Genomic DNA, 24,920 nt, shown 5'->3' with positions numbered 1-24,920 from the left:
TTCACCGTTCTCGCTCGGGTTCCCGTCGACTTTCCGGAGTCCATCCTGGCTCATGGTCGGCTGTGGCCTCGCGCGGCATGGGGAGGATCGCGGGGGCGAGAGGTGTGCCGCCTGGGTCGGGCTCCTTCCCGCGCTCCAAGACAGTGCGGGCCTTTGCTGCGATGTCGCGAAGGATCGCGTCTTTGAGGGCGCTCAGCGTCGAGACTGCGGAAACCAGTTGCCGTGCTGTCGCGTGCAGCGGATCGACCTTGAAGTGGAAGTCTTCGCGGGTGATCGGGTCGGGCCAGGCGATGCTCAGGCGAGTGAGAGCGCGTGCGGAGATCTCTCGGGAGTTCCGGCCCGGGGCTGCCTGCGCGATGTCACTGCTCCGGCTTCTCATCTCGTGGAGCAGCCACCAGCCGTCACTTTCGTCCGTGGGCTGCAGCGCCACGACTCCTCGGGTGGGTGTTGCCGGGTGCTGCGTCACGGCGATGTGTGTGCCGTCAGGTCGAGTGCTCAGCATGAAGGTGCCGGGCGGCCATGCCGTCTTGTGGGCGGGACTGCTGAGGCGAAAATTCGACACATAGGGCACCGGGAGGTCGAAGAGATCGGTCGGGGCAATTACGTCTATACCGGGCTCATTCGACTTGTGGGGAATAGAGCGCGCGGAACCGGTGCCCGTTTTCGCCTTGGCGACCTCGCCGAGCGGTCGTGTCCTCCAGGCCGGTCCCGAGGAGGAGCAGTAGTCGTCATGGATTGCGTCGGCCAATTCCATTGCCCTTCGGGCAGCCGCCTGGCGGAGCTGGATCATCTCTTCGATGAGGCGAAAGACTGTGTCGTACGTGGTGATGATGTCTGGTGGGGGGAGAGGGAAAGGCATGTGGCGGAGCGTTCCGAGACTCACTGTCGGTTCGACGTGCGCCGTCACGTCCTCATCGATCCGTGACTTCGCCGTGGGCGTTTGCAGCCAGATTCGCAGCCACTTGACGACGTGCGGATCCCCACGAACGATTCCGATCGACCTGGATGCAGTCCACCCCGCGTGGTCGGCAGTGACGAGAGCGGCATCGCCCGTTCTCCTGACGAGTACGACGGCCAGATCGCCCTCCTTGAGGATTGCTCGATTGGGGGACGAGCCATCTGGGGCAGGCGTCCCAGGCTGGGGCGTGCGGATCCTGCCGTCCTCGACATACGTCGAGCTGATGATGCCTGCCTGGTCACGAGCTTTGTCGTCCAGGACTCCGGAAGTGGTGTACATGTCCTTGAGGTCAGCGATGGCTGTCCTCTGCCACGCTCCGCTGGCGGAGTCGTCATGACGTGCAGTCTCGCCCATCAGATCTCCTCCAATGCGTCCAGCAATTGCGTCTCGAGAGTGTGGACTTGGGTGAGGTCGTCGATCAGCTCTTGCTTGAGCTGGTCGATCCGCCTCCGTGTATCGCATTCGGGATCCAAAGGCTCTGTGGCCCACCGGGTGGGCAGGACCTTGTAATCGTCGCCGGCGACTTCCTTCGTAGAGCAGCTCCGGGACCAGCCGGGTTCATCGCGGTAGTCCGTGGGCGCGTCACCGTTGTCGGTGCTGCCGCGCCATATGGCCAGAGTGGCCAGGATGTGCTTGCAGTGCTTCTCGCCCAGTCGGCGCGCTCTCGATCGTGGGACGGCCTCGAAAGCCCGCCGCGCGTTGATGAACAGCACGTGTCCGCGACGGTCGACGACATTCCAGTCGGGGCGTGGGCTCTTGTCCTTGTTGAGCACCCAGAGGCAGGCCGTGGTATCCGTGTGGCCAAATATGCGCGGCGGCAGCGAGATGACACATTCGACCAGATCTTCCCGCAGCAGCCTCTCCCGCAGCCGCCGTGTAGCGGGCTGACTGCTCGTGGCCACGGTGTCGGCCATCAGGAAGGCGGCCCTGCCCTGCTCGGCCAGTGCATGCCTGACGTGCTGGATCCACGCCGAGTTGGCTGAACTCTTGGGCGCGGTTTCTTCCGACCACCGGGGGTCGGAGGAGACTTGGTCCTCTGGTGCCCAGTCGCGCTGGTTGAAGGGGAGATTGGCCAGGACTATGTCGTACCGATCCGGTTCGGCCTCGGCGAGACTGTCCCTCGGCGGATAGATATGGGCTTCGATACCTCGAACGGAGACGTTCATGAGGGCGACTTGCGAAGTCTGGGTGTGCCGATCCCTTCCCCGCAAGGACATGTTCGGGTCGAGTCCTACGCGATCACGGACGTAGCGGTGGGCCTCGACCAGCAGCCCACCTGAACCACATACGGGGTCAAGCACGGAGTTCCCGTCCTGGGGTGCGACGGTACCGACCATGAGGCGAGCGATGTCATCCGGCGTGAAGTAGCGGTCCTCGCGTGCCTGGTCAGCCGATAGGTCTCTGAGGCTCTCATCGAGTAGCGTTCCGACGTGTTGAACGGAGCTGATCGCGCGGATGATGCCGCGTAGAGGGGCGTCGGCGCCCGGAGGTAGGGCGGGTATGGAGTCGTGCGTCGTCGAGCCGTCGCCGGTGTCGATCGACGGAAGCCGACGGGCGAGACACTTCCTCACAGCAGGCCCCATGGACGAGCTGCCCTTCTGGGCCTCGCTCACCAGCCATCCCCACGTGGGAATACCCGGCTCGGCGGCGAAGCGCGCGGTTCGATTCAGGTAGAGCAGCCCGAGGACGATTCGGGCCGCGTCAGGAGCGTTCATCTGGCGGGAAAGCCGTGCGCGCTCTTGGCGCACCTGCGCGAGAGCCCCATGCATCGCTTTGTCATCGGCAGGCGAACTCCCTTGCGGGATACGGGTCTCGGTCACGGGCCCACCACCCCCAAAGCAGCCAGCACGCCGAGAGCGAGCGTCAGAGCAGCGCCGAAGGTAGCCCCTCCGGATTTGAAGACCGCCGTGGGTCGCTCGCCCGCGAAGGCGGCGACGAGGCTGGTTGTGAGCGCGACCACCAGCGCAGCGAGGACCGCGATGATCACGTACATCGGCTTTTGCGGCACGTGCGTCCTTCCTGAGAACAGAGGGATCCAGGAGAGGCCGAACGCCCCGTGTGATCCCCGGCAACAGGTAAGACAGTAGAAGCTAGGGCCTAAGTGGCCCACAGTGCACGGGGTTTGGGATTTTCTATAAAGCTCGCGAGCGAAAGACGGGTGTCTAGCGAGTGCACGCTATTTGGGACTACAGGGGTGCGAGTGCGCCGGCCGCCGTGACCGCGTGCGTGCGGTGCGAGAGAAATAGGTGCGTGAAGAAGGCTTGACCCAGCCGACCTTCCAGCCGGTGAACGAGAACGTCTTGCCCGCGGAGCCGATGGTGACCGTGCGCTCGCGCATGCCGGGGAGCGTGGCGAGCGGGATGTGTTCGGCGTCGCCGTAGGTGAGGTGCTCGTAGACCTCGTCGGTGACGACCAGGAGGTCGCGTTCGACGGCGAGTTCGGCGATGGCGGTCAGTTCGGCGCGGCTGAGGACGGTGCCGGTGGGGTTGTGCGGGGTGTTGATGAGGAGGAGACGGGTGCGGTCGGTGACCGCGTCGCGCAGCTCGTCGAGGTCGAGGCGGAAGGAACCTTCGTGCGGGCGCAGCGTCACGGGTACGCGCGTACCGCCCGCGAGCGCGATGCTCGCCGCGTACGAGTCGTAGTAGGGCTCGAAGGCGATGACCTCGTCGCCGGGTTCGACGAGGGCGAGGAGGGAGGCGGCGATGGCCTCCGTGGCGCCCGCCGTGACCAGGACCTCGCGGTCGGGGTCGAACTCCATGCCGTAGCGGCGCTGCTGGTGGTCGGCGATCGCGGTGCGCAGCTCGGGGATGCCGGGGCCCGGCGGGTACTGGTTGCCGTGTCCCGCGCGCAGCGCCCGTACGGCGGCCTCGCGCACCTGCTCGGGGCCGTCGGTGTCGGGGAAGCCCTGGCCGAGGTTGATGGCGCCGGTCCGCACGGCGAGCGCGGACATCTCGGCGAAGATCGTCGTTCCGAACTCGGCGAGGCGGCGGTTGAGCAGGGGGCGTGCGCTGGAGGTCATGCCGGTCATCCTGCGCCGAACCTCTGGACTTCCTCAACTCCTGCTTGGCGTGCTCCGGGCACGGGCATTCCCCTGTCACGCCCGCACGGGGCGGCCCCTCGGGGGATACGGGGGAAGAGAGAGGAGGGCCGGTGATGAACGTGTTCTTCATCGTGGTCTTCGTGATGGTGGTGCTCGCCATCGTGCTCGGGACGGCAAGGGCGGGCGGCAGCGGCCGCTCACCCAGTACATCGTTGAAGAAGAACCGTGCCGGCAGGAGCAGCTGGTGGGCCGGTGGCGGTGCCGCGAGCGGTGGCGGCGGCTACGGGTGTTCCTCGTCCGGTGACTCCGGCGGCGGTCATCACGGCCACTCGTGCGGCGGCGGCTCCTCCTGTGGTGGAGGCGGCTCGTCGTGCGGTGGTGGCGGTGGTGGATGCGGGGGCGGCGGAAGCTGACACACCGCTGTCGGGGCGTGCGGCCCGCGCGGAGGCGACTGACACGGGGCAGTCGGTCCGCGTGGGCCGCACGCTTGTCCGGTTGTGCCCTCGGAGGTTGTGCGCCGGGCGCGAAAGGTGCTCGTGGAAGTTGAACAGTTGAGCTGTGCTGCCCTCGGGGGGATGGAAACCCTCCGAAGTTGGGTAAAAATGCTGTGATGGCGTCGCCCACCATGATTCCCTTTAACCGTCAACGCAGCCCTCGTACTACGTAGTTATCGCGTTCACGTGGGCACGAGCCGGCTCCTTCGACGCAGCCGGCCCCACCTCCCTTTGCGTGCTAGCGGAGCCGACCCATGCTCACGACCCTGAACACCGCCTATACCGATACGAGTGCGGCCGATCTGGCCTGGGCCCTCGGCCGGGAGCCCTTGCCCGCGCTCGCCACGCTCGACCTCGACATCGACGATGCCAGGCTTCAGTTGAGGCTGCTCGGCGCCTCTCACCAGGTGCTGCTCGAGGAGGAGAACGGCAGCTGTTCGGAGACCGTGGCGTGCATTCCCGGCAGCAGTACGCCGCTCCCGCTGGGCGTCGCGAAGCGCCTCGGCGACTGGGAGTACGAATTCGCGGCCCGCGTCGAACATTTGACTGCGGGTCAATTTGCGGGCCGCGCACAGGAATTGCTCGCGCTCGTCGCCGACCATCCGAACGGTCTGGCGGGCGTCTTTCCCGGCAGCCCGCACGCCTTCACCGCGATGCTCGCCCAGCGGCACGAGGGTCAGGTGCACTGGCGCACCTGGCACGCCTACCCGCAGGACGGCCAGTTGGTCGCCACTCGTACGCGGGTGGGGGCGCGGATGCCGGTGGCCGCCGCGCTGTAGCGGCGCGGGCGGTGGTGCGGGCGGAGGCGCGTGGGCGGAGGCCCGGGCGGCGGAGTGAGCGGCCGCGTGAGCCCGGCTCGCGGTGGTCGCGCAGGTCGCGCGGATCACGGGTATGCCTGCGGTACATCGGTTCCACACTTGTGGGTGACCGGACGGAGTCGAACGGTGACGTAGCGTTCCAGGCGTGATCGAACCGCACCCACCCGTGACGACCCGAGACCCCAGGTCCCTGGGCGGCCCGGTCCGGTCCCCGCTCCCGGTGAAGCCGGGCACCGGGCGCCTCCTCGTCCTCGCAGGCGTCTTCGTCTGCGCGGCCTGCGGACTGGTCTACGAACTCGAACTGGTCGCGCTCGCCTCGTACTTGATGGGCGACTCGGTCACCCAGGCCTCCGTCGTGCTCTCCGTCATGGTCTTCGCGATGGGCCTCGGCTCGCTCGCCGCCAAGTGGCTGCGGCTGCGCGCCGCGGTCGGCTTCGGAATGATCGAGGCGCTGCTCGCGCTCGTCGGCGGATGCAGCGCCATGGCGCTGTACGCGGTGTTCGCGTGGACCGGGGCCTGGGGCGGGGCCTGGGCGGACGGGCCGCGCTGGCTGCTCGTCGGGTTCTCGCTGGCCATCGGGGTGCTGATCGGGGCGGAAGTGCCGCTCCTCATGGTGCTGATCCAGCGGATCCGGCGGCAGGACGCGGGCGGGGCCGTGGCCGACCTGTTCGCGGCGGACTATGTGGGTGCGCTGGTCGGCGGCCTTGCGTTCCCTTTCCTTCTGCTGCCGCTGCTCGGACAGTTGACGGGGGCGCTGCTCACCGGGGCGGTCAACGCGGTGGCGGGGACAGTGCTCGTCCTCGGCCTGTTCCGGCGGGACCTGAGCCGGCGGGCCTGCTGGCTGCTGATCGTCGCGAACGTCACGGTGCTCGGTGTGCTCGCCACGTCCTGGGTCCTCGTCGACGACTTCGAACGGGCGGCGCGGCACGCCCTGTTCGGGGCGGATGTGCGGGTCGCCGTGCAGACCGGGGCGCAGGAAGTCGTGCTCACGGGCGGTGGGCGGCGCCCCACGTCGCTCTTTCTCGACGGGCAGCTGCGGGCCGACGGGCGCGAACGGGGCCGTCCCTACCGGCAGTTCGTCGCCCCCGCGCTGCACGGCGGTCCGCGCGCGCGGGTCCTGATCCTCGGCGGGGGTGACGGCCTCGCCGCGCGGGAGGCGCTGCGGGTCCGCGGGGTGCGGCGCGTGGACGTGGTCGACCCCGACCCGGCGGTGGTGCACCTGGCCCGGACCGACCCGGGGCTGCGCGAGCTGAACGGGCGGTCGCTCGGGGATCCGCGGGTGCGGGTGCTGACGGGGGACGTGTTCGCGTGGCTGCGGAGCGCTCCGCGGGCGCTGCCGTACGACGTGGTGGTGTGCGATCTGCCCGACCCCGGCAGCACGGCGAGCACGAAGCTGTACTCGCAGGAGTTCTACGGGTTGGTGGGGCGGGTTCTCGCGGACCGGGGGCGAGTGGTGGCGCGGGTGAGGGGCGGGGCGGGGCCGCTGGGGACGGCTGCCGCGACGGTTCGCTCCGCGGGGTTGCGGGCGGTGGCGTATCGCGGCGACGGGGGTGTGGGGTTCGTCCTGGCGGGATGGACGCGACCTGGGCCTCCGGCGGGGGCGCGGGTGGTACGGGCCGGGGCGGGACACGCGCCGTCGACGTTGGTGCATCCGCGATTCGGCGACTGACGACGCCTGGCCGGCGGGTTCGGGGGGCCGGGGTGCGGGTCGGCGGGGCCCGGGGCCCGGGGTGCGGGTCGGCGGGGCCGGGGGTCGTCGGGGGTGTTGCGCGGGGGCGGGGTTGTGGGGCGGTGCCGGGGGTGGCGCCTGCGGTGCCGGTTTGCGGCGCCGGGGTTGTGGGGCGGCGCCTGTGGTGTCGGTTCGCGGCGCCGGGGGTTGGTTTGTGGGCCGGGGTGGCGCCTGTCGTGGTCGAGGCGTGGGCCGGGGTTTTGCCGGGGGTGGCGCCTGTGGTGCCGGTTCGCGGCGCCGTGCCTTTCCGGCTGCGCCGGGCTTCGGTCGTCTCCCACCCGCCCGCCCCCTCCGGGGGCTTCGGCCCCGCGGGGTGGTGCCTGTTTCGGGGTGCCGAGGGTTGGTTCGTGGGCCAGGGTGGCGCCTGCCGTCGGTGATGCGTGGGGTCGGGGTTGTGGGGGCGGGCCGGGTGTGGCGTCTGCCGTGGTCGATGCGGGGGCCTGGGTTTTGCCGGGGTGGCGTCTGCGGTGTCGGTTCGCGACGCCGTCGTGTTTTCGGCTGGGCCGGGCCTTGGTCGTCTCCCACCCGCCCGCCCCCTCCGGGCTCCGGCTCCCCGGGGTGGTGCCTGTTTCGTGGTGCCGGGGGCGGTGTGCTGGCCGGGGCGGCGCCTGCCGTGGTCGATGCGTGGGGCCGAGGGCGGCGCCTGCCGTCGTCGATGTGCGGCGCCGGGGTAGCGCCCGTCGTCGATGTGGTGCAGCCCCCGCGCCCACTCGCGGTCGCGGTAGCACAAGGGCACCCTGGGGCGTTGGAAAGTCGAAAGGCGGAGGGCGAAGGGGGGACACGTGAGCGATGAGGTCGCTAGGCTCGGCGGCATGGAGCATGAGGTGTTCGTTCCGGTTCCGGCGGAGTCACTGCGGGCGGTGCTCTGCGATTCCCAACGCGTCGACCGGGCCCTGCCCGGCTACCAGCGTGACGCCTCCGGTGGCGGAGGCCGGCTGAAGGTACGTATCGGCGGGCACACCATCACGTACCGCGGCGGCGTCACCGTGACGCAGTCGGCGGACGGCTCCTTCGCCGTGACGGGTGAAGGCAGCGAGGCCCGCGGCACGGGAGGCGTGAAGTTCGCCCTGACCGCCCGGGTCGCGGCGGCGGCCGGCGGCTCCGCCGTCACCTTCTCCGGCACCGGTTCCGGCGACGGCCGGGTCGCGGAACTGCCGCGCGAGGCCGTGGCGTCGGCGGTCCATCGTCTGCTGAACCGTTTCGCGGAGAACCTGGGAGCGACCGGCCAGGAGCCGGGCTCGGACCCCGACGAGGACATGAGCGGGAGCGCGGACTCCGACGACGACGCGCGCACGGACGTGAGCACGGACCCGGGCGCGGGTACCGGCGCGGACACGGACGACGACGCGGGCGGTGGGCCGGCTGAGGACACCGTCGAGGGCTCCGGCAGCAGCTCGGTCGGCGACCCCCGCGAGAGCGCCGCCCACAACGGTTCCGGCGAAGGCGGAGCCGAAGGGGGCGACGACCACTCCTCCGTCTTCGACACCGAGATTCCGCCGCCGTCCCTCGACCCCGACACGGATCTCGCGGCCGCCGACGGACCCGAATCCGACCTCCCGGCGGAGCCGGTCGCCGCGCACGCCCGGCGCACGATGATCGGCCGCAGCGCGGAAGAGGTCGACCACGCACCGCCGCGCGGCCGGTACGCCCCCGTGCCAGCCCCCGAAGGCGTCACGACCAGCGCCACGCTGCGCTGGGCCGCCCCCGCGGCCGCCGTCGCACTCGCCTCGGCGATCGTCGTCGGCCGGGTCCTGCGCAGGCGCCGCTAGGCCCTCTCCGCACAATCGGCGGAGCCCTGCGCAGGCGCCGGTGGCCCCGCCCCGCATAGGCTCAGGACCCGTGACGACACAGGAGACGACGCTGACCGCGGGCGACGCGGAAGTGACCGTGGCGCCGGGCAACGGCTGCCGTATCAGCAGCCTGAAGATTTCCGGTACCGAGCTGCTGCGGCAGGGCGAGAAGTACGGCTGCTTTCCGATGGTGCCGTGGTGCGGGCGCATCAGGGACGGGCAGTTCCGGGACGGCGGCAAGGTCCATCAGATGCCGCTGAACTCCCCGCCGCACGCCATCCACGGCTTCGGCCGAAACGCCGAGTGGACCACCGCGCGCGCCACCCACACCGAGGCGGCCTTCACGTACGACCTCACCGACCCCTGGCCGTACAGCGGACGCGTCACGCAGCTCGTCTCGCTCACCGAGAACTCGCTGACCCTGTCGATGGGGATCGAGACGTACGGCGACTCGTTTCCCGCGCAGATCGGCTGGCACCCCTGGTTCAACCGGACGGTCACCGACGGCGGCAGCAGCGTGCAGATCGCCTTCGACCCGGCCTGGCAGGAGGAGCGCGGCGCCGACCACCTGCCGACCGGCAAGCGCATCGAGCCCACCCCGGGGCCCTGGGACGACTGCTTCGGGATGCCCGACGGCGTCGACGTCATGCTGTCCTGGCCGGGCGCCCTCCAGCTCGAGGTGAAGAGCCCCGAGCAGTGGGTCGTCGTGTACGACGAGCAGGACGCGGCTGTGTGCGTGGAGCCGCAGACAGGGCCTCCGAACGGGTTGAACACCGCGCCGCGCCTGGTCACGCCCGTGGAGCCGCTGGAGGCGAGCACGACCTGGACGTGGAGCCACCTGTAGAGACGTGGAGCCACCTGTAACGACGTGGAGCCACCTGTAAAACCGGCCCCCGCGCCGGGCCCTTAAGCTCATAGCCATGACTTCGAACGACGTGCGCGACGCGCTGCTCCAGCAGATCAAGGACAAGGCCGTGGTGCACGGCAAGGTGACGCTCTCCTCCGGGATCGAGGCCGACTACTACGTCGACCTGCGCCGCGTCACCCTCGACGGCGAGGCCGCCCCGCTGGTCGGCCAGGTGCTGCTCGACCTGACCGGCAAGCACGGGCTGGAGTTCGACGCGGTCGGCGGCCTCACCATGGGCGCCGACCCCGTCGCCGGCGCGATGCTGCACGCCGCCGCCGCCCGCGGCGAGCGCCTCGACGCGTTCGTCGTCCGCAAGGCCGCCAAGGCGCACGGCATGCAGAAGCGTGTGGAGGGCCCGGAGATCAAGGGCCGTCGCGTGGTCGTCGTCGAGGACACGTCCACCACCGGCGGTTCCCCGCTGGAGGCCGTCGAGGCGGTGCGCGAGGCCGGGGCCGAGGTCGTCGCCGTCGTGACCATCGTGGACCGGGCCACCGGCGCCGCCGAGAAGATCACCGAGGGCGCCGGGGTTCCGTACCTCTTCGCCTTCTCGAAGGACGAGCTCGGACTGGACTGACCCGGACTCACCCGGACCGACCCGGTCCACTTCGCAGGGCTGGAGCATTTGGCCGAGTCTGGAAGGATGGGGTCGACGATGATGTCACCCCCTTGGTGAGGGTCACCCAGAACGACAACCCGAACCCGCAACCCGCGCGCTTTACGAGGAGACGGCAGATGGCCATCGCAACCCCGGACCAGTACAACGAGATGCTCGACCGGGCCAAGGCGGGGAAGTTCGCCTACCCGGCCATCAACGTCTCGTCGACGCAGACGCTGAACGCGGCGCTTCAGGGCTTCGCCGAGGCCGAGTCCGACGGCATCATCCAGATCTCCACCGGTGGCGCCGAGTACCTCTCGGGCCAGGGCGTGAAGGACATGGTCGTCGGCGCCGAGGCGCTCGCCGAGTTCGCGCACGTCGCCGCCGCGCGCTACGGCAACAAGATCGCGCTGCACACCGACCACTGCCCCAAGGGCAAGCTGGACGGCTACGTGCGCCCGCTGCTCGACATCTCCGCCAAGCGCGTCGAGGCCGGCGGCCTGCCGCTCTTCCAGTCGCACATGTGGGACGGCTCGGCCGAGACCCTCGCCGACAACCTCACGATCGCGCAGGAGCTGCTCGCCAAGGCCAAGGCCGCGAACATCATCCTCGAGATCGAGATCACGCCGACCGGTGGCGAGGAGGACGGCGTCTCGCACGAGATCAACGACAACCTCTACACCACGGTCGACGACGCGCTGCGCACCGCCGAGGCCCTGGGCCTGGGCGAGAAGGGCCGCTACCTGCTGGCCGCGTCCTTCGGCAACGTGCACGGCGTCTACAAGCCGGGCAACGTCGTGCTCCGCCCCGACCTGCTCAAGGAGCTGAACGAGGGCGTCGCCGCGAAGTACGGTCAGCCGGCCGGCTCGAAGCCGTTCGACTTCGTCTTCCACGGCGGCTCCGGCTCGACGGTCGAGGAGATCACGACCGCGCTGGAGAACGGCGTCGTGAAGATGAACCTCGACACCGACACCCAGTACGCCTTCACGCGGCCCATCGCGGGCCACATGTTCGAGAACTACGACGGCGTCCTGAAGGTCGACGGCGAGGTCGGCAACAAGAAGACGTACGACCCGCGCGTGTGGGGCAAGAAGGCCGAGGCGAGCATGACCGCCCGCATCGTCCAGGCCTGCGAGAACCTGCGTTCGACGGGTACGCGCATCAAGTAGTCCTCCGTGGGGCCTCCCGCAGGCCCTTCTGTGCAAGGGCCCGGCATCCCCTCGGGGAGCCGGGCCCGTCGCATGTCACGAGGGCGCTCGACGGGTAACCGTCCGGGCGCGGCACACTTGACCCCATGAACCTTCACGAGAACCTCCTCGGCGGTCCGCCCCCGACCGAGCTCCCGGACGACCCGGAGCCCCGCGAGCTGCTCGCGTCCGGCACGGCCCCTGCGGACGTCGCCGCGAAGTACCCCACCTCCTCGCTCGCCTGGGCGCAGCTCGCCGACGACGCGTTCGAGCGCGGCAGCGTCGTCGAGTCCTACGCCTACGCCCGCACCGGCTACCACCGCGGCCTCGACTCGCTGCGCCGTGCCGGCTGGAAGGGCCACGGCCCGGTGCCGTGGGAGAGTGGCGGAAGATGTAATCGTGCACTCGGTGCCGCCGCTTCGTAAGAAGCGGCGGCATTTTTTTGTGCTGCTACGGCGGCTGCAACGGCTACCGCCGCGCTGGTCAGCGCTTCAGCGTCGTGTACGCCTCTTCGCTGCTGTCCTTGAGGAACTGCCAGCACCGCTCGGTCTCGTCCTTCTCCTCGATCGCGCCGGCGGCGCGGGCGAGGGCGGCGAGGCAGCGCAGGAACCCGCGATTTGCCTGGTGGTCCCAAGGGACGGGGCCGTGCCCCTTCCACCCCGCCCGGCGCAGCGAGTCGAGCCCGCGGTGGTAACCGGTGCGCGCGTACGCGTACGACTCGACCACACGCCCCGCCTCGAAGGCGTCGTCGGCGAGCATGGCCCAGGCGAGCGAGAAGGTCGGGTACTTGGCCGCGACATCGGCCGGCGACTGGGACTCCTCGCCCAGGAGGCAGTACGCCTCTTCGTTCTCCGGAAGGTACGTCGGGTCCGGTCCACCCAGCAGGTTCTTGTGCGTCGTCATACCGCCAGTCTGCCACTTGCCGCCTGCAGTTCGGGATGGGTGCAGGGAACCTCGGCCAGGGAGTAAATGGTAGTGAGAACGGCGTTTGATGTATGCGTTCACGGTGTGCGACGATCCCGCGCATGGCAGAACGACGGGGGCCCTCCGGTGGCATCCAGGTGGGCATCTACACCCGCATCAGCAAGGACGACGAGGCCGAGGGCCTTGGCGTCGTGCGGCAGGAGGAGGACTGCCGACTGCACTGTGCCGCGCGGGGGTGGGAGGTCGCCAAGGTCTATGAGGACAACGACCTGTCCGCGTACAAGCGCAGGACCGTGCGCCCGGAGTTCCGGAAGATGCTGGAGGACCTCAAGGCCGGGCGGATCGACGGTGTCGTCGCCTGGGACATCGACCGCTTCACACGGCAGCCGCGCGAACTCGAAGCGTGGATCGATGAGTACGAGGACGCCGAGCGCCGCAAGCGTCATCTCGTCTTCGACTCCGTATCGGCGTCGGACATCGACCTGTCCACGGAGAACGGCCGGTTCATCGCGCGGATCAAGGTCACCATCGCCAACAAGTCCTCGGCGGACACCTCGCGACGTACGAAGCGCAAGCACCTCGAACTGGCCACGCAGGGAAAGCTGCCGGGCGGCCGGGCTCCGTACGGATGGAGTCGTGAGGACCGCAGGACCGTGGTGCCGGAGGAAGCCGAGAACCTCCGCAAGGCGGTGAGGGACTTCCTGGGCGGCATCCGCTGGGCGACGATCGCGCGCGAGTGGCGGGACAAGGGAATTCGGTCGCACAGCGGCGGCTTCTTCGACGACTCCAAGATCAAGCGCATGCTGATGAACCCGCGGGTCTGCGGCTACCGCATGCACCAGGGGGAGTTGTTCCTCGATGAGCGCGGCGAGCCCGTTGTCGGCGACTGGGAACCGGTGGTCACGCCGGACGAGTGGCATCTCCTGATGGACAAGGTCCGGCAGGAGACGGAGGGGCGGGTGGTCCGGGATTACGCCACCAAGTACCTGCTCTCCGGCATCGCCCGGTGCGGTCGATGCGGCACGAAGATGCGCGCCTTCCCCTCGTACCGGAAGTCGAAGACGTCGTCGCAGTTCAGGTACGCCTGCCCCGGGAAGAACGACGGGGGATGCGGGGGAGTGGCCAGGTCGGGGGAGCCGGTCGACCGCCTCATCAGGAACGCCGTGTTCCTCAGCTCGGACAAGGCGCTGACGGATGTCCGGACGCGTGCGCCGGAGTGGACCAAGGAGGAGGAACTGGCCTCCCTGGAAAGGGACATGGCGGAGTTCAAGCAGGCATGGCAGGAGAAGCGGATGTCCGCTGCCCGCTACGTCGCCCTCACCGATGACCTTGAGAAGCAGATGGCGGAGCTCCAGAGGGAGCGTGCCCTCCACCGGGCCGAGGTGGCGACCTTTGAGGCCGGGCCCGTCGACGTACGGGAGCGGTGGGAGGACCTGACGATCGAGCAGCAGCGGGCAGCCGTGCTCAAGGTCTTCCGTGCGGTTGTCATCAAGCCGGCGTCCAACGGGCCGGTCTTCGATCCGGCGGACATCGAGCCGGTACTCAGGTGACGGCAATGTAGGCAGTGAGGCTTTGCCAACTCGACTTCTGAGTTGGGCTGTTGAGCTGACGCAGAGGCGAAGCCCCTGGTAGACGGGTTCACGACCAAGATTGCCCGACTCTCCAGAGGCTTCCTGTGCTTGTCTATCCGTGCGGGCTGGACGTGTCCAGCCGTTCCCTACGCTTCCTTGCCGCCCGGTTGAGTGAGCACCGTCGCCGGATCGGGAGCCGCTGGCGCCGACTGAGCTCTGGCAGGCAGGCACTGCTCGCGCTGGCGCATCTTCGGAACGGGACGACCTATGCCCAACTTGCGACAGGTTTCCGGGTTGGAACGAGCACGGTCTACCGCTACGTGACCGAAGCAGTCGACCTGCTCGCGGCGCTCGCACCGACGCTGACCGAGGCCGTCGGGGCAGCGTCGACCGAGGCGTACGTATTGCTGGACGGAACGCTCCTGCCCATCGACCGTATAGCCGCCGACCGGCCGTTCTACTCCGGCAAGCACCGCAGGCACGGGATGAACGTGCAGGTCCTCGCGGATCCATTCGGCCAGCTGCTGTGGGCGTCACCCGCATTGCCCGGTGCGGTCCACGATGTTCGGGCAGCTCGGGAGCACGGCATCATCGACGCTCTCGACCAGGTGCAGATCGCCTGCTGGGCGGACAAGGGCTACCGCGGCGCCGGCGGCACGATCCGAATCCCGCACTGGGGCCGATGGGAGACACTCTCCGCAGGCCAACAAGCGGCGAACCGGTCCCACGCGAAGATCCGGGCTCTCGTCGAACAGGCCATGGCAGCCCTGAAGACCTGGCGGCTCCTGCGTAAGATCCGCTGTTCGACGACCCGCATCACCAGCCTCGTCCGGGCCGTCCTCACCCTGCACCGCACCAACTCGATCGCAGGTTGAGGACGCACCCGCTGGAGCTCACCGCCGTGGAAGACTGAGGCGCATGCGAAGCCGGATGGCACGAGGAGCAGCGTCCTGGGTTGGCCCGTTGGTGTTGCTGGCCGTCGGCTGTTCGACCTCGATGCCACCCCAGCCGGTTTCGCCCTCCTGCTCGACAGGCCGGCCGGATGCTCCTGGCAGGACAAATGCAGCCTGCACCGACACCGCTCCCGTCTCTTCCGACTCCGTGCCAGCCGCTGTGCAGGACTTCGACAAGAAGCGCAGATGGTACGGCGCTGATGACTTATGGGTGGCCAGACCAGACCTTCTGGATCACGCGGACGAACGCGAACAGGGATACCGCACGAAGTACGCGTCGATAACGCTGGACGCCCACGGGCAGATGACTGATCAGAAGGGCACCCCGCACGTCGACGTCGAACGACTGGACCGCCCCGGCTCCGCGCGCAGCAGTACTGGTGGATTTGCCACCGCCGACGATGGCCGGCAGTGGTGGCCGACGGTCATCAACTTCCCCGAGCCCGGCTGCTGGAAGGTGACCGAGACGCTCGGCTCCACCAAAGTCCGCTTCACCGTGCACGTCCCAGCACGCTGAGCGAGTCCATCACTCAGGCCCGAGTTGGCCGGTGTGCCGTCCGGAGACGCCTCCGTGGGTGTAGGCCCTGTCTCGCCCCACGCACCCCTCGACCTGCCCAATCTGAGGTTGGCAAAGCCTCAGTGTGCGGTCACGAACGGGAGCCGGGCCCCAGCCAGCAATCAAGCTGGCTGGAGCCCGGCTCTCATTCGTTCTCATGCACGTTCTATGCCGAAGATCCGGAGCAGGTCCTCGACCCACTCCTCGTCCCGGTCAGGGAGTTGAGCTTCTACGCGGCGCAGCCACTCGTCCTCGGTCAAAGGGCCGGACCTCCCTCACCGTTCCCGCTGTGGCCGCCGCTTGGGGGAGCGGGCGGTGGTGGGACAGGGCGAGGGAGGCTGCGGCCTTCGAGCGAAGGTCGATGTGGGGTGGGGAGGGGGTGGCGCAAGGAGTGGATCCTCTTCGAGGTCCGGCGGGCGTGGGTGCGGCAACACCGGCTCGCCGATTGATGGCCAGGGATGTGAGTGAGCTGCTCATGCCGAGGGTTTGCGGGCTCGGCGCGGGCGCGCGGGGTTGGGCCTACGGAGGGCTACGCCTCGTCGCCGGGGGTGTCGTTGTCGTGTTCGCCGGACGGAGGGCCGTGCATCTTCTGCATGGTCTTTTCGGCCTCCTCCGCGATGGCGCTCTGGACCATGAGGTCGGCTTCGTCGCGGATGTCGGGGTGCTCGGTGAGGTAGGTGTCGAGGGCGTCGCGCGCCTCGGTGAATGCCATGTTGGCTCTCTGCGTCGCGCGGAACGCGTCCACCACCTCGTCGATGAGTTCCATGGCGCGCGCCTTGGCGGCCAGTTGTGGCGGCCCCACGAGGTTGCGCAGGTCGATGCCGAAGACCTCGGCGAAGCCGATGGCGTCGTCGAGGTTGATGCGGCGCTTGCCGTTCTCGATGCGCCAGACCGCGGACGGGTTCATGTCGAAGCCGGCCTCGTTCAGGTGGTCGGAGACGGCGTTGGTGCTCCAGCCGCGCGCCTCGCGCTCCACCCTGATGCGCGTGGCGACATTCGCCTCGCCGCTGAGCAGGACGCCGTCTTCGGGCGCTTCTTCCTCCGGCACCACTGCTCCTTCCGTTCGTAGCGGTTCTCTGCCGTTCGCAGGAACTCCTCAACAGTAACATCTACTCTGCGATACGCAGAGCAATACTGCGATCTGCAATTCGTGTGGCATGCTGATGATCCCGCGCAAGGCGCCCAAGGCGGCGCCCGTACTGATGCGTGGGCACGAAAAAGCCCCCGGCAGTGCCGGGGGCTTCAAGCGCAAACCTCTCAACCGCCATCCCTAGCGATCAACACGCGAGGCCGGGATTGCCGTCCCGTATGGCCCGCGAGCAGAGGAGCTGAGGCCCAGTATGGCCGACAACCGGCCGAACACGCCATCCCGCTACGAGGACGGTCCCGAGTCGACGCTCGACGCGGCCGAGCCGCCTTACAACGTGGACGCCGAGCGCGCGGTGCTCGGCGCCTGCATGCACGACAGCGCCGTCATCGACGCGGTCCGCCCCGTCCTGGGCGACGACGCCTTCTACCGGCCCGCGCACGAAACCATCTGGCGCGCGCTCCTCGCCCAGCACCGCGAGGACAAGCCGACCGACCCGATCGTGCTCACCGAGGTACTCCAGCAGCAGGGCGACCTGCAGCGAATCGGCGGCCCTGCCCACCTGCACCAGCTCGCCAACGCCCTTTATGGCATCGGCAGCGCCGAACACCACGCACAGATCGTCCGCGCGAAGGCCGACCTGCGCCGCCTGCTCTCCTTCGCAGTCCACACCGTGCAGCGCGCCCGGGAACCGGGAGCCGATCCCGAGGCGCTCCGCAGCGAGGTGGAAACCGAGATGCGCTCCGAACGTGAGCGCGCCCTCGCGTCGGGGCAGGGGCGCCTGTCGCGCTTCGCGGTCGACGGCTGGTGCTTCGTGCGCGAGACCGGCGCGGACGCCGAACCCCTGTGGGGCACCCGGGAACAGACCATCTGGGCGCCCGGCGAGAGCCTGATGATCGTCGGCGCACCGGGGGTCGGGAAGACCACCCTGGCCCACCAGGTGATCTTCGCCCGCCTCGGCCTGCAGGAGACGGTCCTGGAAATGCCGGTCGCCCCCAGCAGGCGGGTCCTCTACCTGGCCATGGACCGGCCCAAGCAGATCGCCAAGGCCATGGCACGGCGCGTCTTCGACACCGACGAGAAGATCCTCCGGGACCGGCTCGTCGTCTGGCAGGGTCCGCTGCCCGCCACCCTCGACAAGGAGCCGGACCTCCTCGCTGACCTCGCCGCCGCCCACCAGGCCGACACCATCGTGATCGACAGCCTCAAGGACGCGGTCAGCACCATGGTCGACGACAGCCTCGCCGTCGCCTTCCACAACGCCCGCATGCGCGCCCTGCGAGGCGGCGTCGAGATCCTGGAGCTGCACCACCAGCGCAAGGCCACCGCCGACGCCCCACGCGGCCAACGCCCAGCCCTCGACCAGGTCTACGGCTCCACGTGGCTGACGGCCGGAGCGGGCAGCGTCCTGTTCGTGACCGGCCGGGCCGGCGACCCCGCCGTCACCCTGCACCACCTCAAAACCCCCACCGGGGAGATCGGCCCGCTGGACGTCACCCACGACCACAAGCGCGGCACCACCACCGTCGACCCCAGCCGGGATCCCGCCGTCCTGCTGCGCAACGCCGTGAACGGGATGACCGTCCGCGAGCTGGCGGCCACCCTCACTGGCGGGGCCGAGCCCGAGCGTGCCGACGTGGAGAAGGCACGCCGCCATCTGACCCGCCTCGTCGACACCGGCCTGGCCACTCGCGCCGACGGCATCGCCGGAGGATCCGGGGGCGGCCAGCAGGCCCGCTACTACGCCTCCGCCCGCCACCTCACCGCCGTCGGCTGAACCGTCCCCGGCCCCTGCAGAGCGTTCACGGAACCGTACACGCGCCCCTCACGCGCAACCGGCGCCATGAACCGCTCGCGGCGTACACGGACACGGAAAAACCGCAGGTCAAACGATCACGGGACCGTTCACGCCGTACACGCACCCGAGCGTTCACGCGCGGGCCCCCCTTTAGAAGGGGGCCCGCGTGTACGCCCCCTCGCGTGACCCCGCGTGAACGCTCCCCTCACAGTCCCGCAAAGCATCTTTCTGGAGTTCGAACCTTGCCCTCCCGCACCACCCCGGCCACGCCCACGGCCCCGGCCGCGGGCACCGCAGCGATCCGCGCCGGCATCGCCTTGCTCGCCGCGTTCGCCTTCGCCCTCTCCTACGACGCCCTGCGGCAGATGGCTGTGGCCATCCACATCCGCGGGCTGCTCACGTACGCCTTCCCGCTTGTGATCGACGGGTTCATCGGCATCGGCGTGGGCGCTCTGCTCATGCTGCGCACCGCCCCCACCCCTTCACGCGCCTACGTATGGACCCTCGTCGGCGCCGCCACCATCACCAGCATCTGGGCCAACGCCCTGCACGCTGTACGCCTCAACGAACAGACCCACCCGGGGGACGGCCTCCGGCTCGACGACGTCACCGTCGGAGCGCTCTCGGCCATCGCCCCACTCGCTCTGGCCGGCGCCGTCCACCTCTACCTCGTCGTCCGCCGCCATCCCACGCCCGAAGTGGAAGCCGAGGCCACCGACGTGGTACCAGACGCCACCGGCGCCGCTTCGGGCCTTACCGACGTGGCTGACGCTCCTGAGGCCCCAGCCACGACCGAAGAGTTCACCTTCGAGTACGCCTCCGCAGACCGGCTCGACATCGCCCGCACCGCACCCCTGGGCCGCAACGAACGCGCCTCACGCCGCCACATCGAGACCGCCTTCCGTAACCAGGGCCTCAGCATCGGGCGACAGGAAGCGGACCAGCTGAAGGGCCTCGTCCAGACGGAGCTCGACGCCGCCGCCGGTCGACCAGAACTCGGCGCGGAAGCCGCCTGACTTCCAGACCTCCTCGATCTCGGCCTCGCACTCCCGGAGAACCAGCCCATGCATGAGTCGCACGACGAACTGCGCACCGCCCAGCAGGAGATGACCACCGGGCCCACCGGCGGAGCAAGGTATCCCGTTGGACCGTCCAAGGGCCGGTCCAACGGGGGAGCCTCCGCCCCAGGGGTGGCGGAGGCACGCGGGCGCCAGGGGGCGCCCACTTCGGAGAAGCCTCTCGTCGACGCCGAACTGCCGCTGCCGCGTGCCGCCGACGAAGCCGCCGTGCACCGCGTCGCCCGCCGTCGCAGCCGCATGCCCGTGCAGCGCACAGACCGCGTCGACGTGCGCTACAGCGCCGACGAGAAGGCCGTCATCCTGGCCAAGGCCCGGTCCCTGAACATCGCGGCCGCCCACTACGTCGGCGCCCTCGTCATGGCCCACATCAACGGTGACCTCGGCTTCACTCTCCCCGGCCAGCGCACCCAGCTCGACGACTACATCGACGAGCTCAACGCCCTGCGTGAGCAGGTCGCCAAGATCGGCCGCAACGTCAACCAGATCGCCTGGAGGCTCAACTCCGGCGGGTATCCACACCCTGGGGACAGCGCCCTGCTGGCCCAGACCGATCGCACCCTGGATGCCGTCGGCACGGCGGTCCGCCACATCGCGAACGCCGCGAACCAGGCCGTCACCACGAAGGCGGCCGGGTGATCGCGAAGATCACGGGCGGCAAGAGCACCGCCGGCCTCATCCGCTACCTGTACGACACCAAGAAGGCCACCGACCACCACGACCCGCACTTGGTCGCCTCCTGGGATGGTTTCGCCCCTGACCCAGGCCGCACCCCCGATGACCCCGACGCCGCCCGCAGGCAGCTCGTCGCGGACCTCGACCTGCACGTCAAACAGGCCGAACGCCTCGGCCGCGCGCCCGAACGCCACATGTGGCACTGCTCGATCCGCGCCGCCACAACCGACCGCCACCTCACCGACGACGAATGGGCCGACATCGCCCGCCGCGTCGTCGCCGCCACCGGCATCGCCCCCGCCGGTGATCCGGACGGCTGCCGCTGGGTCGCCGTGCGCCACGCCGACGACCACATCCACATCGCCGCCACCACGATCCGCGCCGACCTGCGCCCGGCCCGGCACTGGAACGACTACCTCACCGCCGACCGCGAACTCGCCAAGGTCGAAAAGGAGTACGGCCTGTTCCAGGTGGTGCGCGGTGACCGCACGGCCGCCAGGCGATCCACCCGCGCCGAACAGGAGAAGGCCAAGCGCGCAGGGCAGCCCAGCACTACTCGCGAGCGCCTGCGCACCACGGTTCGTACCGCCGTGGCCGCCGCCCGCGGAACTGAGGAGTTTCTCGACCTGCTCGCTCACACCGACGGTGTCCAGGTCGACGTGAAGCACTTCCCCTCCGGCGACATCCGGGGTTACACGGTCACTCTCACCAGCGACACCAACCAGGCCGGCGAGCCGATCCGGTTCTCCGGCTCCGAACTCGCACCGGACCTGTCTTTCCCGAAGATCAAAAAGCGACTCGACGACCTTGCCTCGCACGCCGACGGTCAGACGGCCGCGCGTCGCACGGACCCCTGGCACCAGGCAACAGCCGCCACCGAACGCATCCCCCACCACCTCGACAGCAACGCCGATGACGAGGCCGCCCAAGCCCACATCAACGCCCTCGGCGAAGCCCTCGACACCCTGCCCCTCATCGCGCCCGCACCACTGCGGGCCCAACTCCATAGGGCGTCAAGGGAGTTTGAGCGAGCGGCTCGCTCCCGCATCCGGGCCGATCACCAGCATGCTCGCGCCCTGCGCAGTGCGGTCCGCGCGATTCTGCGCGAGCCGTCGCCGAAGGACGGCGCCGTCCTGGCGATGTTCCTCGATGTCGCGCTCCTGGCCGTGATCGCTGCTGCCCGATGGCACCAGCTCCGCCACCACGACCAGCAGGCCGCCGCCGCTCAGCGCACCCAGCTCGACCTCCAGGCCGCCTACGACGAAGCGGCTACTGCACCCCTGGCCGCTCTCGCCCAGCAACGGCCGCCCCGCCCCACCGTCGAACGGCACATCCGCCTGGTCCACCACGTCGTACCCGAGTACGCCGAGAAGATCGTCGAGGACGCCGCCTTCGACGCGCTCACCGCGACCTTCACCCAAGCCGAGAAGGCCGGGCACAACCCCGAGGAGGTCTTGCGCAGCGCCGTCGGCCGACGCCCGCTTGCCGACGCCGACCGACCGGCCCGGGTCCTCACCTGGCGCATCCAACGCCTCGCCGCACGACAAGCACCCAGCGCACGCGCCCTCGCGGCACAGGCCCGCAGCGATCACCGGGCCCACGTGGCACCCAGCCCGCAGGTACAGCCCGCGTCCGTCTCGCCCCTACCCCGACCAAGCCGTGCCCGTTGAGCACCCTGACGGCACGGACAGCCACTGGCAGGTGCCTGGATGACTGTGAACCCAAGGCTCGTAGCTGTAGGCCGCGGGCGAATTGGCATGGACCGGGGAACAGACCGTCATCCCGCTGGGCTGTAATGGAGTCATGGGCGATCAGACTGAGTTGATAGGCGGCCAGGAAAAGCGCGAGATCCGGGTTGTCGCCTACGACCCGGCATGGCCGGTCGCGTTCGAGCGGGAACGGCGACGCATCGTCGACGCGGTGGGCCCGGTGGCCCGGCGGGTCGACCACGTCGGTTCGACGGCCGTGCCCGGGCTGGTCGCCAAGCCCATCATCGACATCGACCTGAGCGTGCCGGACGCCGATGACGAGGACGCCTATCTCCTGGCCTTGGAGAGGGCCGGATACGTCCTGCGCGTGCGCCAGCCCGGCCACCGCATGGTGCGCACCCCCGACCTGGGCGTCCAGGTACACATCTGCACGGCCGGAAGCGAGTGGGAGCGCCGTCACCTGCTGTTCCGCGACTGGCTGCGCAGGGATGCCGCCGACCGTGCGGCCTACGCCCGGCACAAGCAGCACCTGGCCGAGCAGGACTGGCCCGACATGAACGCCTACGCGGCGGCCAAGGGCCCGCTGATCGCCGAGATCAGCGAGCGGGCCGAAGCCTGGGCGGGAGCCTCAGGCTGGACGCCCGGCATCTGAGCCCGGGAACCGAACCTGCCTCGCTGAGGATCCCTCGCTGGTGTCGCATGCCGCTGCCACCGCCCGCCCAGCACATGCAAGACGTTCCCGCTTCATCTTGGACGTCAGCGGGGAGCACGCGACGCATGCTTCCGCAGCACCCGGGACTGGGAGGGGTCTGGGCAGATCAGCTTTTCGGGAGGCGGTCCTGTTCGCGTTGCAGGGCGGCGAAGTCGTCGGAGACGGCGTAGGTGCGCGGCAGTGGGGCGCCTCGTTCGTGGCGGACTGTGCGGGGGACGTAGAGGCTGTTGAGCATCCAGGGTTTTGTCTTCTCGTCGATGTCCCGCACGGATGCCTTGCCCTGCACCATGCCGTAGGTGGCGGCGGCCAGGCGTCCCGTCTCCCGGTAGGCGGTCACCTGGTCCCGCATGAAGTGCTTGTGGTCCTCGAACCACGGGCTCATCCGCAGGAAGTCCCGCCACTGCTCCTCGGTGATCGGGCGTTCGGCGGCGGCCTTGAGGAACTGCCATACCCGGGTGTCACGGCCGAGGCCGAGTTCCTTGCCGTGGGCGGTGACGAATGGGGCGGACAGGGGCTTCGGCATCTGTTGCTGGTAGTGGTTGACCAGGGAGAACTACCGGCTGTACTCGAAGTGGGACGCCACGGCGGACGGCCAGTACAAGAACAACCGCAACACCACGGCCCGTGAATGCAAGAAGCTGCCACCGCCCAACGCGGACGAACAGTGCGACGAATTCCCCTTCGCCGCAACCTGGGAAGGAAGCGGTGCGGGAAACGGCAACTACTCCTTGAAGTACGTGCCGGGTACTGACAACTCCAAGGCCGGAGCAGCCCTGGCAGCGTTCTACAAGGCGCAGAGAGTCCTGCACACCGACGCGTTCCAGGTTCGCATCACCTGAGAGCGCACGGTGGGTGGCGTGATCGCAGATCGCGCCACCCACCCGCCGGCTCACCACAGTTGGATGAGGAATGCGTCGTTCTGCTCTTCCATCTGGACTTGGCGCCGCAACAGCCGAACCGAGTACGTGCGCTCCTGGAGCTCGAGTCCGGTCGACTCGAAGCCCTGTGTGAGAGAACAGACAGCCAGATCAGTACCGGTGCTGTGGTACACGGCCCTACCGGCCGTCGCCCACCCTGCCTGCTCACGAGCGTCGGGCGCGCCGCTCAGTACCTGAACCGTGACGTCAGCGTCGTGATCAATCGAGGGGCTGACGATGAGCAAAGCGCCGCGACCGGCAACCAGAGGGCCTGAGTCCAGGTCAAGTTCCGTCCAGGGCTCCTCGCCGACGGTGGCGTCCTCCTGCGCCCCGAACAGAGAATTCTCTACGCACACGGTGCCCGACCACGTCCCCACGATTTCCATCCCGTCAGTCTGCCTGCTCAAGGCCACGGATGGCTCTCTCCCTGCGCTGCTCCCGCCGACAGCTGCGGCAGCAGGTCCGTCACATTGACATCACACGTCACCAGCGTGCCGTGCCGATCCAGCCGGCCGAGCGGAAACCGGGCAGTCGATCAACGCCTACGAAAATCTTGGAAGAGCCGAGAGCCACACCCAACTCAGATGGTGGGCGGAGCGTCGCTCCACGCCGTGACTGACAGATCGCCGTTGTCCACGTCTTGCTTGAAGGCCACGGTGCTGTGCGAATTGCCGCCCGTAGGCGATATCTGCAGGTAGCGGGCGGCTGCAGTATCAGCTCCGGTATGCGTCCACACGAGGTCGGCGTAGGCCGAGTCGCCAGCCTGCAGGGTGACATCATGCCGCCCGGGGTCCGCGGCGAAGTAGGTGTCGCTGTGTTCGGTCTGCGTCGTCAGCGCGGTGTGGCCGCTGCCTTCCAGGGCGAGGCCCGCGTAGCCGGAAATCACGCAAGTGACGTTCCCGGTGTTGGTGAGCTTCAGGAACGTCCCGGCATGGTTCATGCCCGCCTGTTCGGTCCCGAGCTGCGTCGTGGTCGCCTTCAGAGTGCCCGGCTGGCATTCCTGCGTGGCTCGCGTCGCAGACGATGTGGCGTCAGATGCGAGAGCCGTCCCCGTTCCCGCGGCAGCGAAAGCGACCGCGGCGGTGACGGCGATGGTGGCGCGCGAGATGACCATGTTCGTTCCTCCTTGCAGTTCGTGCTCACGTACGGAGGCAGTCGCAACTTCCTCTGCACTGGCGTCTTGCCACGAGACTCACCACCAATGTCACCAAACGGTCACAAGAGGGCAGGGTGGGTAAATACTCGGACTGAGATGGTCGGTTATCGACCGCCGCGTCTGGCCGACCGGGTGCGGGCCAATCGGAGCCCGTACCTACGACCTGGCATCGATCAGATCGGGCAGTGTCGCCGCAGCCCATCCGACGAACAGCACGGACACGGCAAGTTCTGGTGCTCGGCAGGGAAGCGAGCAGGTCCGTACATGC

Annotated in this window: 24 protein-coding genes and 2 pseudogenes; 17 read left to right on the top strand and 9 right to left on the bottom strand. The window is 69.1% G+C overall.

The window, feature by feature from the left end; translation table 11 throughout:
- Position 1 precedes the first annotated feature (1 nt).
- From OHA73_RS21515 to OHA73_RS21500, 4 genes and pseudogenes are all read right to left on the bottom strand, one after another.
- Positions 2–1,312 (bottom strand): hypothetical protein, encoded by a 1,311-nt coding sequence (locus tag OHA73_RS21515; protein WP_327655864.1) that lies wholly within the window; start codon positions 1,310–1,312, stop codon positions 2–4.
- Positions 1,312–2,778, bottom strand: a complete 1,467-nt coding sequence (locus OHA73_RS21510; protein WP_327655863.1) for an N-6 DNA methylase — start codon at positions 2,776–2,778, stop codon at positions 1,312–1,314. Before OHA73_RS21510 ends, OHA73_RS21515 begins: the two co-directional genes overlap by 1 nt.
- Positions 2,775–2,966, bottom strand: a complete 192-nt coding sequence (locus tag OHA73_RS21505) for a hypothetical protein (RefSeq protein WP_327655862.1) — start codon at positions 2,964–2,966, stop codon at positions 2,775–2,777. The genes OHA73_RS21510 and OHA73_RS21505 overlap by 4 nt, the downstream gene beginning before the upstream one ends.
- Positions 2,967–3,221: 255 nt before the next feature.
- Positions 3,222–3,986, bottom strand: a pseudogene (locus OHA73_RS21500) (aminotransferase class I/II-fold pyridoxal phosphate-dependent enzyme); the annotation flags it as partial.
- Positions 3,987–4,111: 125 nt separating this feature from the next.
- Between OHA73_RS21500 and OHA73_RS21495 the strand changes: the two are divergent.
- From OHA73_RS21495 to OHA73_RS21460, 8 genes and pseudogenes are all read left to right on the top strand, one after another.
- Positions 4,112–4,411, top strand: a complete 300-nt coding sequence (locus tag OHA73_RS21495; RefSeq protein ID WP_327655861.1) for a hypothetical protein — start codon at positions 4,112–4,114, stop codon at positions 4,409–4,411.
- A gap of 335 nt (positions 4,412–4,746) precedes the next feature.
- Entirely contained in the window at positions 4,747–5,271 is a 525-nt protein-coding gene (locus OHA73_RS21490; RefSeq protein ID WP_266711683.1) for a DUF2617 family protein, read from the top strand.
- 184 nt (positions 5,272–5,455) lie between these two features.
- Positions 5,456–6,979 (top strand): polyamine aminopropyltransferase, encoded by a 1,524-nt coding sequence (locus tag OHA73_RS21485; RefSeq protein ID WP_443063106.1) that lies wholly within the window; start codon positions 5,456–5,458, stop codon positions 6,977–6,979.
- Between the two features lie 872 nt (positions 6,980–7,851).
- Positions 7,852–8,808, top strand: coding sequence for an SRPBCC family protein (locus tag OHA73_RS21480; protein WP_327655860.1), 957 nt, complete (start codon positions 7,852–7,854; stop codon positions 8,806–8,808).
- 70 nt (positions 8,809–8,878) lie between these two features.
- Positions 8,879–9,673, top strand: coding sequence for an aldose epimerase family protein (locus OHA73_RS21475; RefSeq protein WP_266711679.1), 795 nt, complete (start codon positions 8,879–8,881; stop codon positions 9,671–9,673).
- Positions 9,674–9,749: 76 nt separating this feature from the next.
- On the top strand, positions 9,750–10,310 hold the full coding sequence (pyrE, locus tag OHA73_RS21470; RefSeq protein ID WP_266711677.1) for an orotate phosphoribosyltransferase: 561 nt from the start codon (positions 9,750–9,752) through the stop codon (positions 10,308–10,310).
- 158 nt (positions 10,311–10,468) lie between these two features.
- A complete protein-coding gene (gene fbaA / locus OHA73_RS21465; RefSeq protein ID WP_267069969.1) occupies positions 10,469–11,500 on the top strand; it encodes a class II fructose-bisphosphate aldolase in 1,032 nt (343 codons plus the stop codon).
- A gap of 125 nt (positions 11,501–11,625) precedes the next feature.
- Positions 11,626–11,898 (top strand): annotated as a pseudogene (locus OHA73_RS21460) (DUF3151 domain-containing protein); the annotation flags it as partial.
- 103 nt (positions 11,899–12,001) lie between these two features.
- Here OHA73_RS21460 and OHA73_RS21455 read toward each other — a convergent pair.
- On the bottom strand, positions 12,002–12,421 hold the full coding sequence (locus OHA73_RS21455) for a DUF3151 domain-containing protein (protein ID WP_327655859.1): 420 nt from the start codon (positions 12,419–12,421) through the stop codon (positions 12,002–12,004).
- Between the two features lie 122 nt (positions 12,422–12,543).
- Here OHA73_RS21455 and OHA73_RS21450 point away from each other — a divergent pair, with 122 nt between their 5' ends.
- The 3 genes from OHA73_RS21450 (at position 12,544) to OHA73_RS21440 (ending at position 15,483) form a co-directional block, all read left to right on the top strand.
- The gene (locus OHA73_RS21450; RefSeq protein ID WP_327655858.1) at positions 12,544–13,992 is read left to right on the top strand and encodes a recombinase family protein; all 1,449 of its coding nucleotides are present in this window, start codon (positions 12,544–12,546) and stop codon (positions 13,990–13,992) included.
- A gap of 125 nt (positions 13,993–14,117) precedes the next feature.
- Complete coding sequence (locus OHA73_RS21445; RefSeq protein ID WP_327655857.1) at positions 14,118–14,888, top strand: IS5 family transposase; 771 nt, start codon at positions 14,118–14,120, stop codon at positions 14,886–14,888.
- A gap of 238 nt (positions 14,889–15,126) precedes the next feature.
- Positions 15,127–15,483: a hypothetical protein gene (locus OHA73_RS21440; protein WP_327655856.1), complete on the top strand. Its 357-nt coding sequence runs from the start codon at positions 15,127–15,129 to the stop codon at positions 15,481–15,483.
- A 568-nt stretch (positions 15,484–16,051) separates the two neighbouring features.
- Here the strand turns inward: OHA73_RS21440 and OHA73_RS21435 are convergent.
- Positions 16,052–16,570, bottom strand: a complete 519-nt coding sequence (locus tag OHA73_RS21435) for a helix-turn-helix domain-containing protein (protein ID WP_327655855.1) — start codon at positions 16,568–16,570, stop codon at positions 16,052–16,054.
- 292 nt (positions 16,571–16,862) lie between these two features.
- Here OHA73_RS21435 and OHA73_RS21430 point away from each other — a divergent pair, with 292 nt between their 5' ends.
- The 5 genes from OHA73_RS21430 (at position 16,863) to OHA73_RS21410 (ending at position 22,519) form a co-directional block, all read left to right on the top strand.
- The gene (locus tag OHA73_RS21430) at positions 16,863–18,386 is read left to right on the top strand and encodes a DnaB-like helicase N-terminal domain-containing protein (protein WP_327655854.1); all 1,524 of its coding nucleotides are present in this window, start codon (positions 16,863–16,865) and stop codon (positions 18,384–18,386) included.
- 263 nt (positions 18,387–18,649) lie between these two features.
- Positions 18,650–19,423: a DUF2637 domain-containing protein gene (locus OHA73_RS21425; RefSeq protein ID WP_327655853.1), complete on the top strand. Its 774-nt coding sequence runs from the start codon at positions 18,650–18,652 to the stop codon at positions 19,421–19,423.
- Between the two features lie 48 nt (positions 19,424–19,471).
- Positions 19,472–20,122, top strand: a complete 651-nt coding sequence (locus OHA73_RS21420) for a plasmid mobilization relaxosome protein MobC (protein ID WP_327655852.1) — start codon at positions 19,472–19,474, stop codon at positions 20,120–20,122.
- Positions 20,119–21,828, top strand: a complete 1,710-nt coding sequence (locus OHA73_RS21415; RefSeq protein WP_327655851.1) for a relaxase/mobilization nuclease domain-containing protein — start codon at positions 20,119–20,121, stop codon at positions 21,826–21,828. The genes OHA73_RS21420 and OHA73_RS21415 overlap by 4 nt, the downstream gene beginning before the upstream one ends.
- A 133-nt stretch (positions 21,829–21,961) precedes the next feature.
- A complete protein-coding gene (locus tag OHA73_RS21410) occupies positions 21,962–22,519 on the top strand; it encodes a GrpB family protein (RefSeq protein ID WP_327655850.1) in 558 nt (185 codons plus the stop codon).
- A gap of 166 nt (positions 22,520–22,685) precedes the next feature.
- On the opposite strand, the gene OHA73_RS21405 is transcribed toward OHA73_RS21410, so the two are convergent.
- Entirely contained in the window at positions 22,686–23,102 is a 417-nt protein-coding gene (locus OHA73_RS21405) for a hypothetical protein (protein ID WP_327655849.1), read from the bottom strand.
- A 16-nt stretch (positions 23,103–23,118) separates the two neighbouring features.
- Here OHA73_RS21405 and OHA73_RS21400 point away from each other — a divergent pair, with 16 nt between their 5' ends.
- On the top strand, positions 23,119–23,418 hold the full coding sequence (locus OHA73_RS21400; RefSeq protein ID WP_266711653.1) for a NucA/NucB deoxyribonuclease domain-containing protein: 300 nt from the start codon (positions 23,119–23,121) through the stop codon (positions 23,416–23,418).
- 50 nt (positions 23,419–23,468) lie between these two features.
- Here the strand turns inward: OHA73_RS21400 and OHA73_RS21395 are convergent, their stop codons facing one another.
- On the bottom strand, positions 23,469–23,882 hold the full coding sequence (locus OHA73_RS21395) for a hypothetical protein (RefSeq protein ID WP_266711651.1): 414 nt from the start codon (positions 23,880–23,882) through the stop codon (positions 23,469–23,471).
- 194 nt (positions 23,883–24,076) lie between these two features.
- Positions 24,077–24,610: a DUF4232 domain-containing protein gene (locus OHA73_RS21390; protein WP_266711649.1), complete on the bottom strand. Its 534-nt coding sequence runs from the start codon at positions 24,608–24,610 to the stop codon at positions 24,077–24,079.
- Positions 24,611–24,920 lie beyond the last annotated feature (310 nt).

Origin of the sequence: Streptomyces sp. NBC_00483, from assembly GCF_036013745.1 — a bacterium.
In the GTDB taxonomy this organism is placed as follows: domain Bacteria; phylum Actinomycetota; class Actinomycetes; order Streptomycetales; family Streptomycetaceae; genus Streptomyces.
This window is presented reverse-complemented; position numbering and strand designations above follow the sequence as displayed.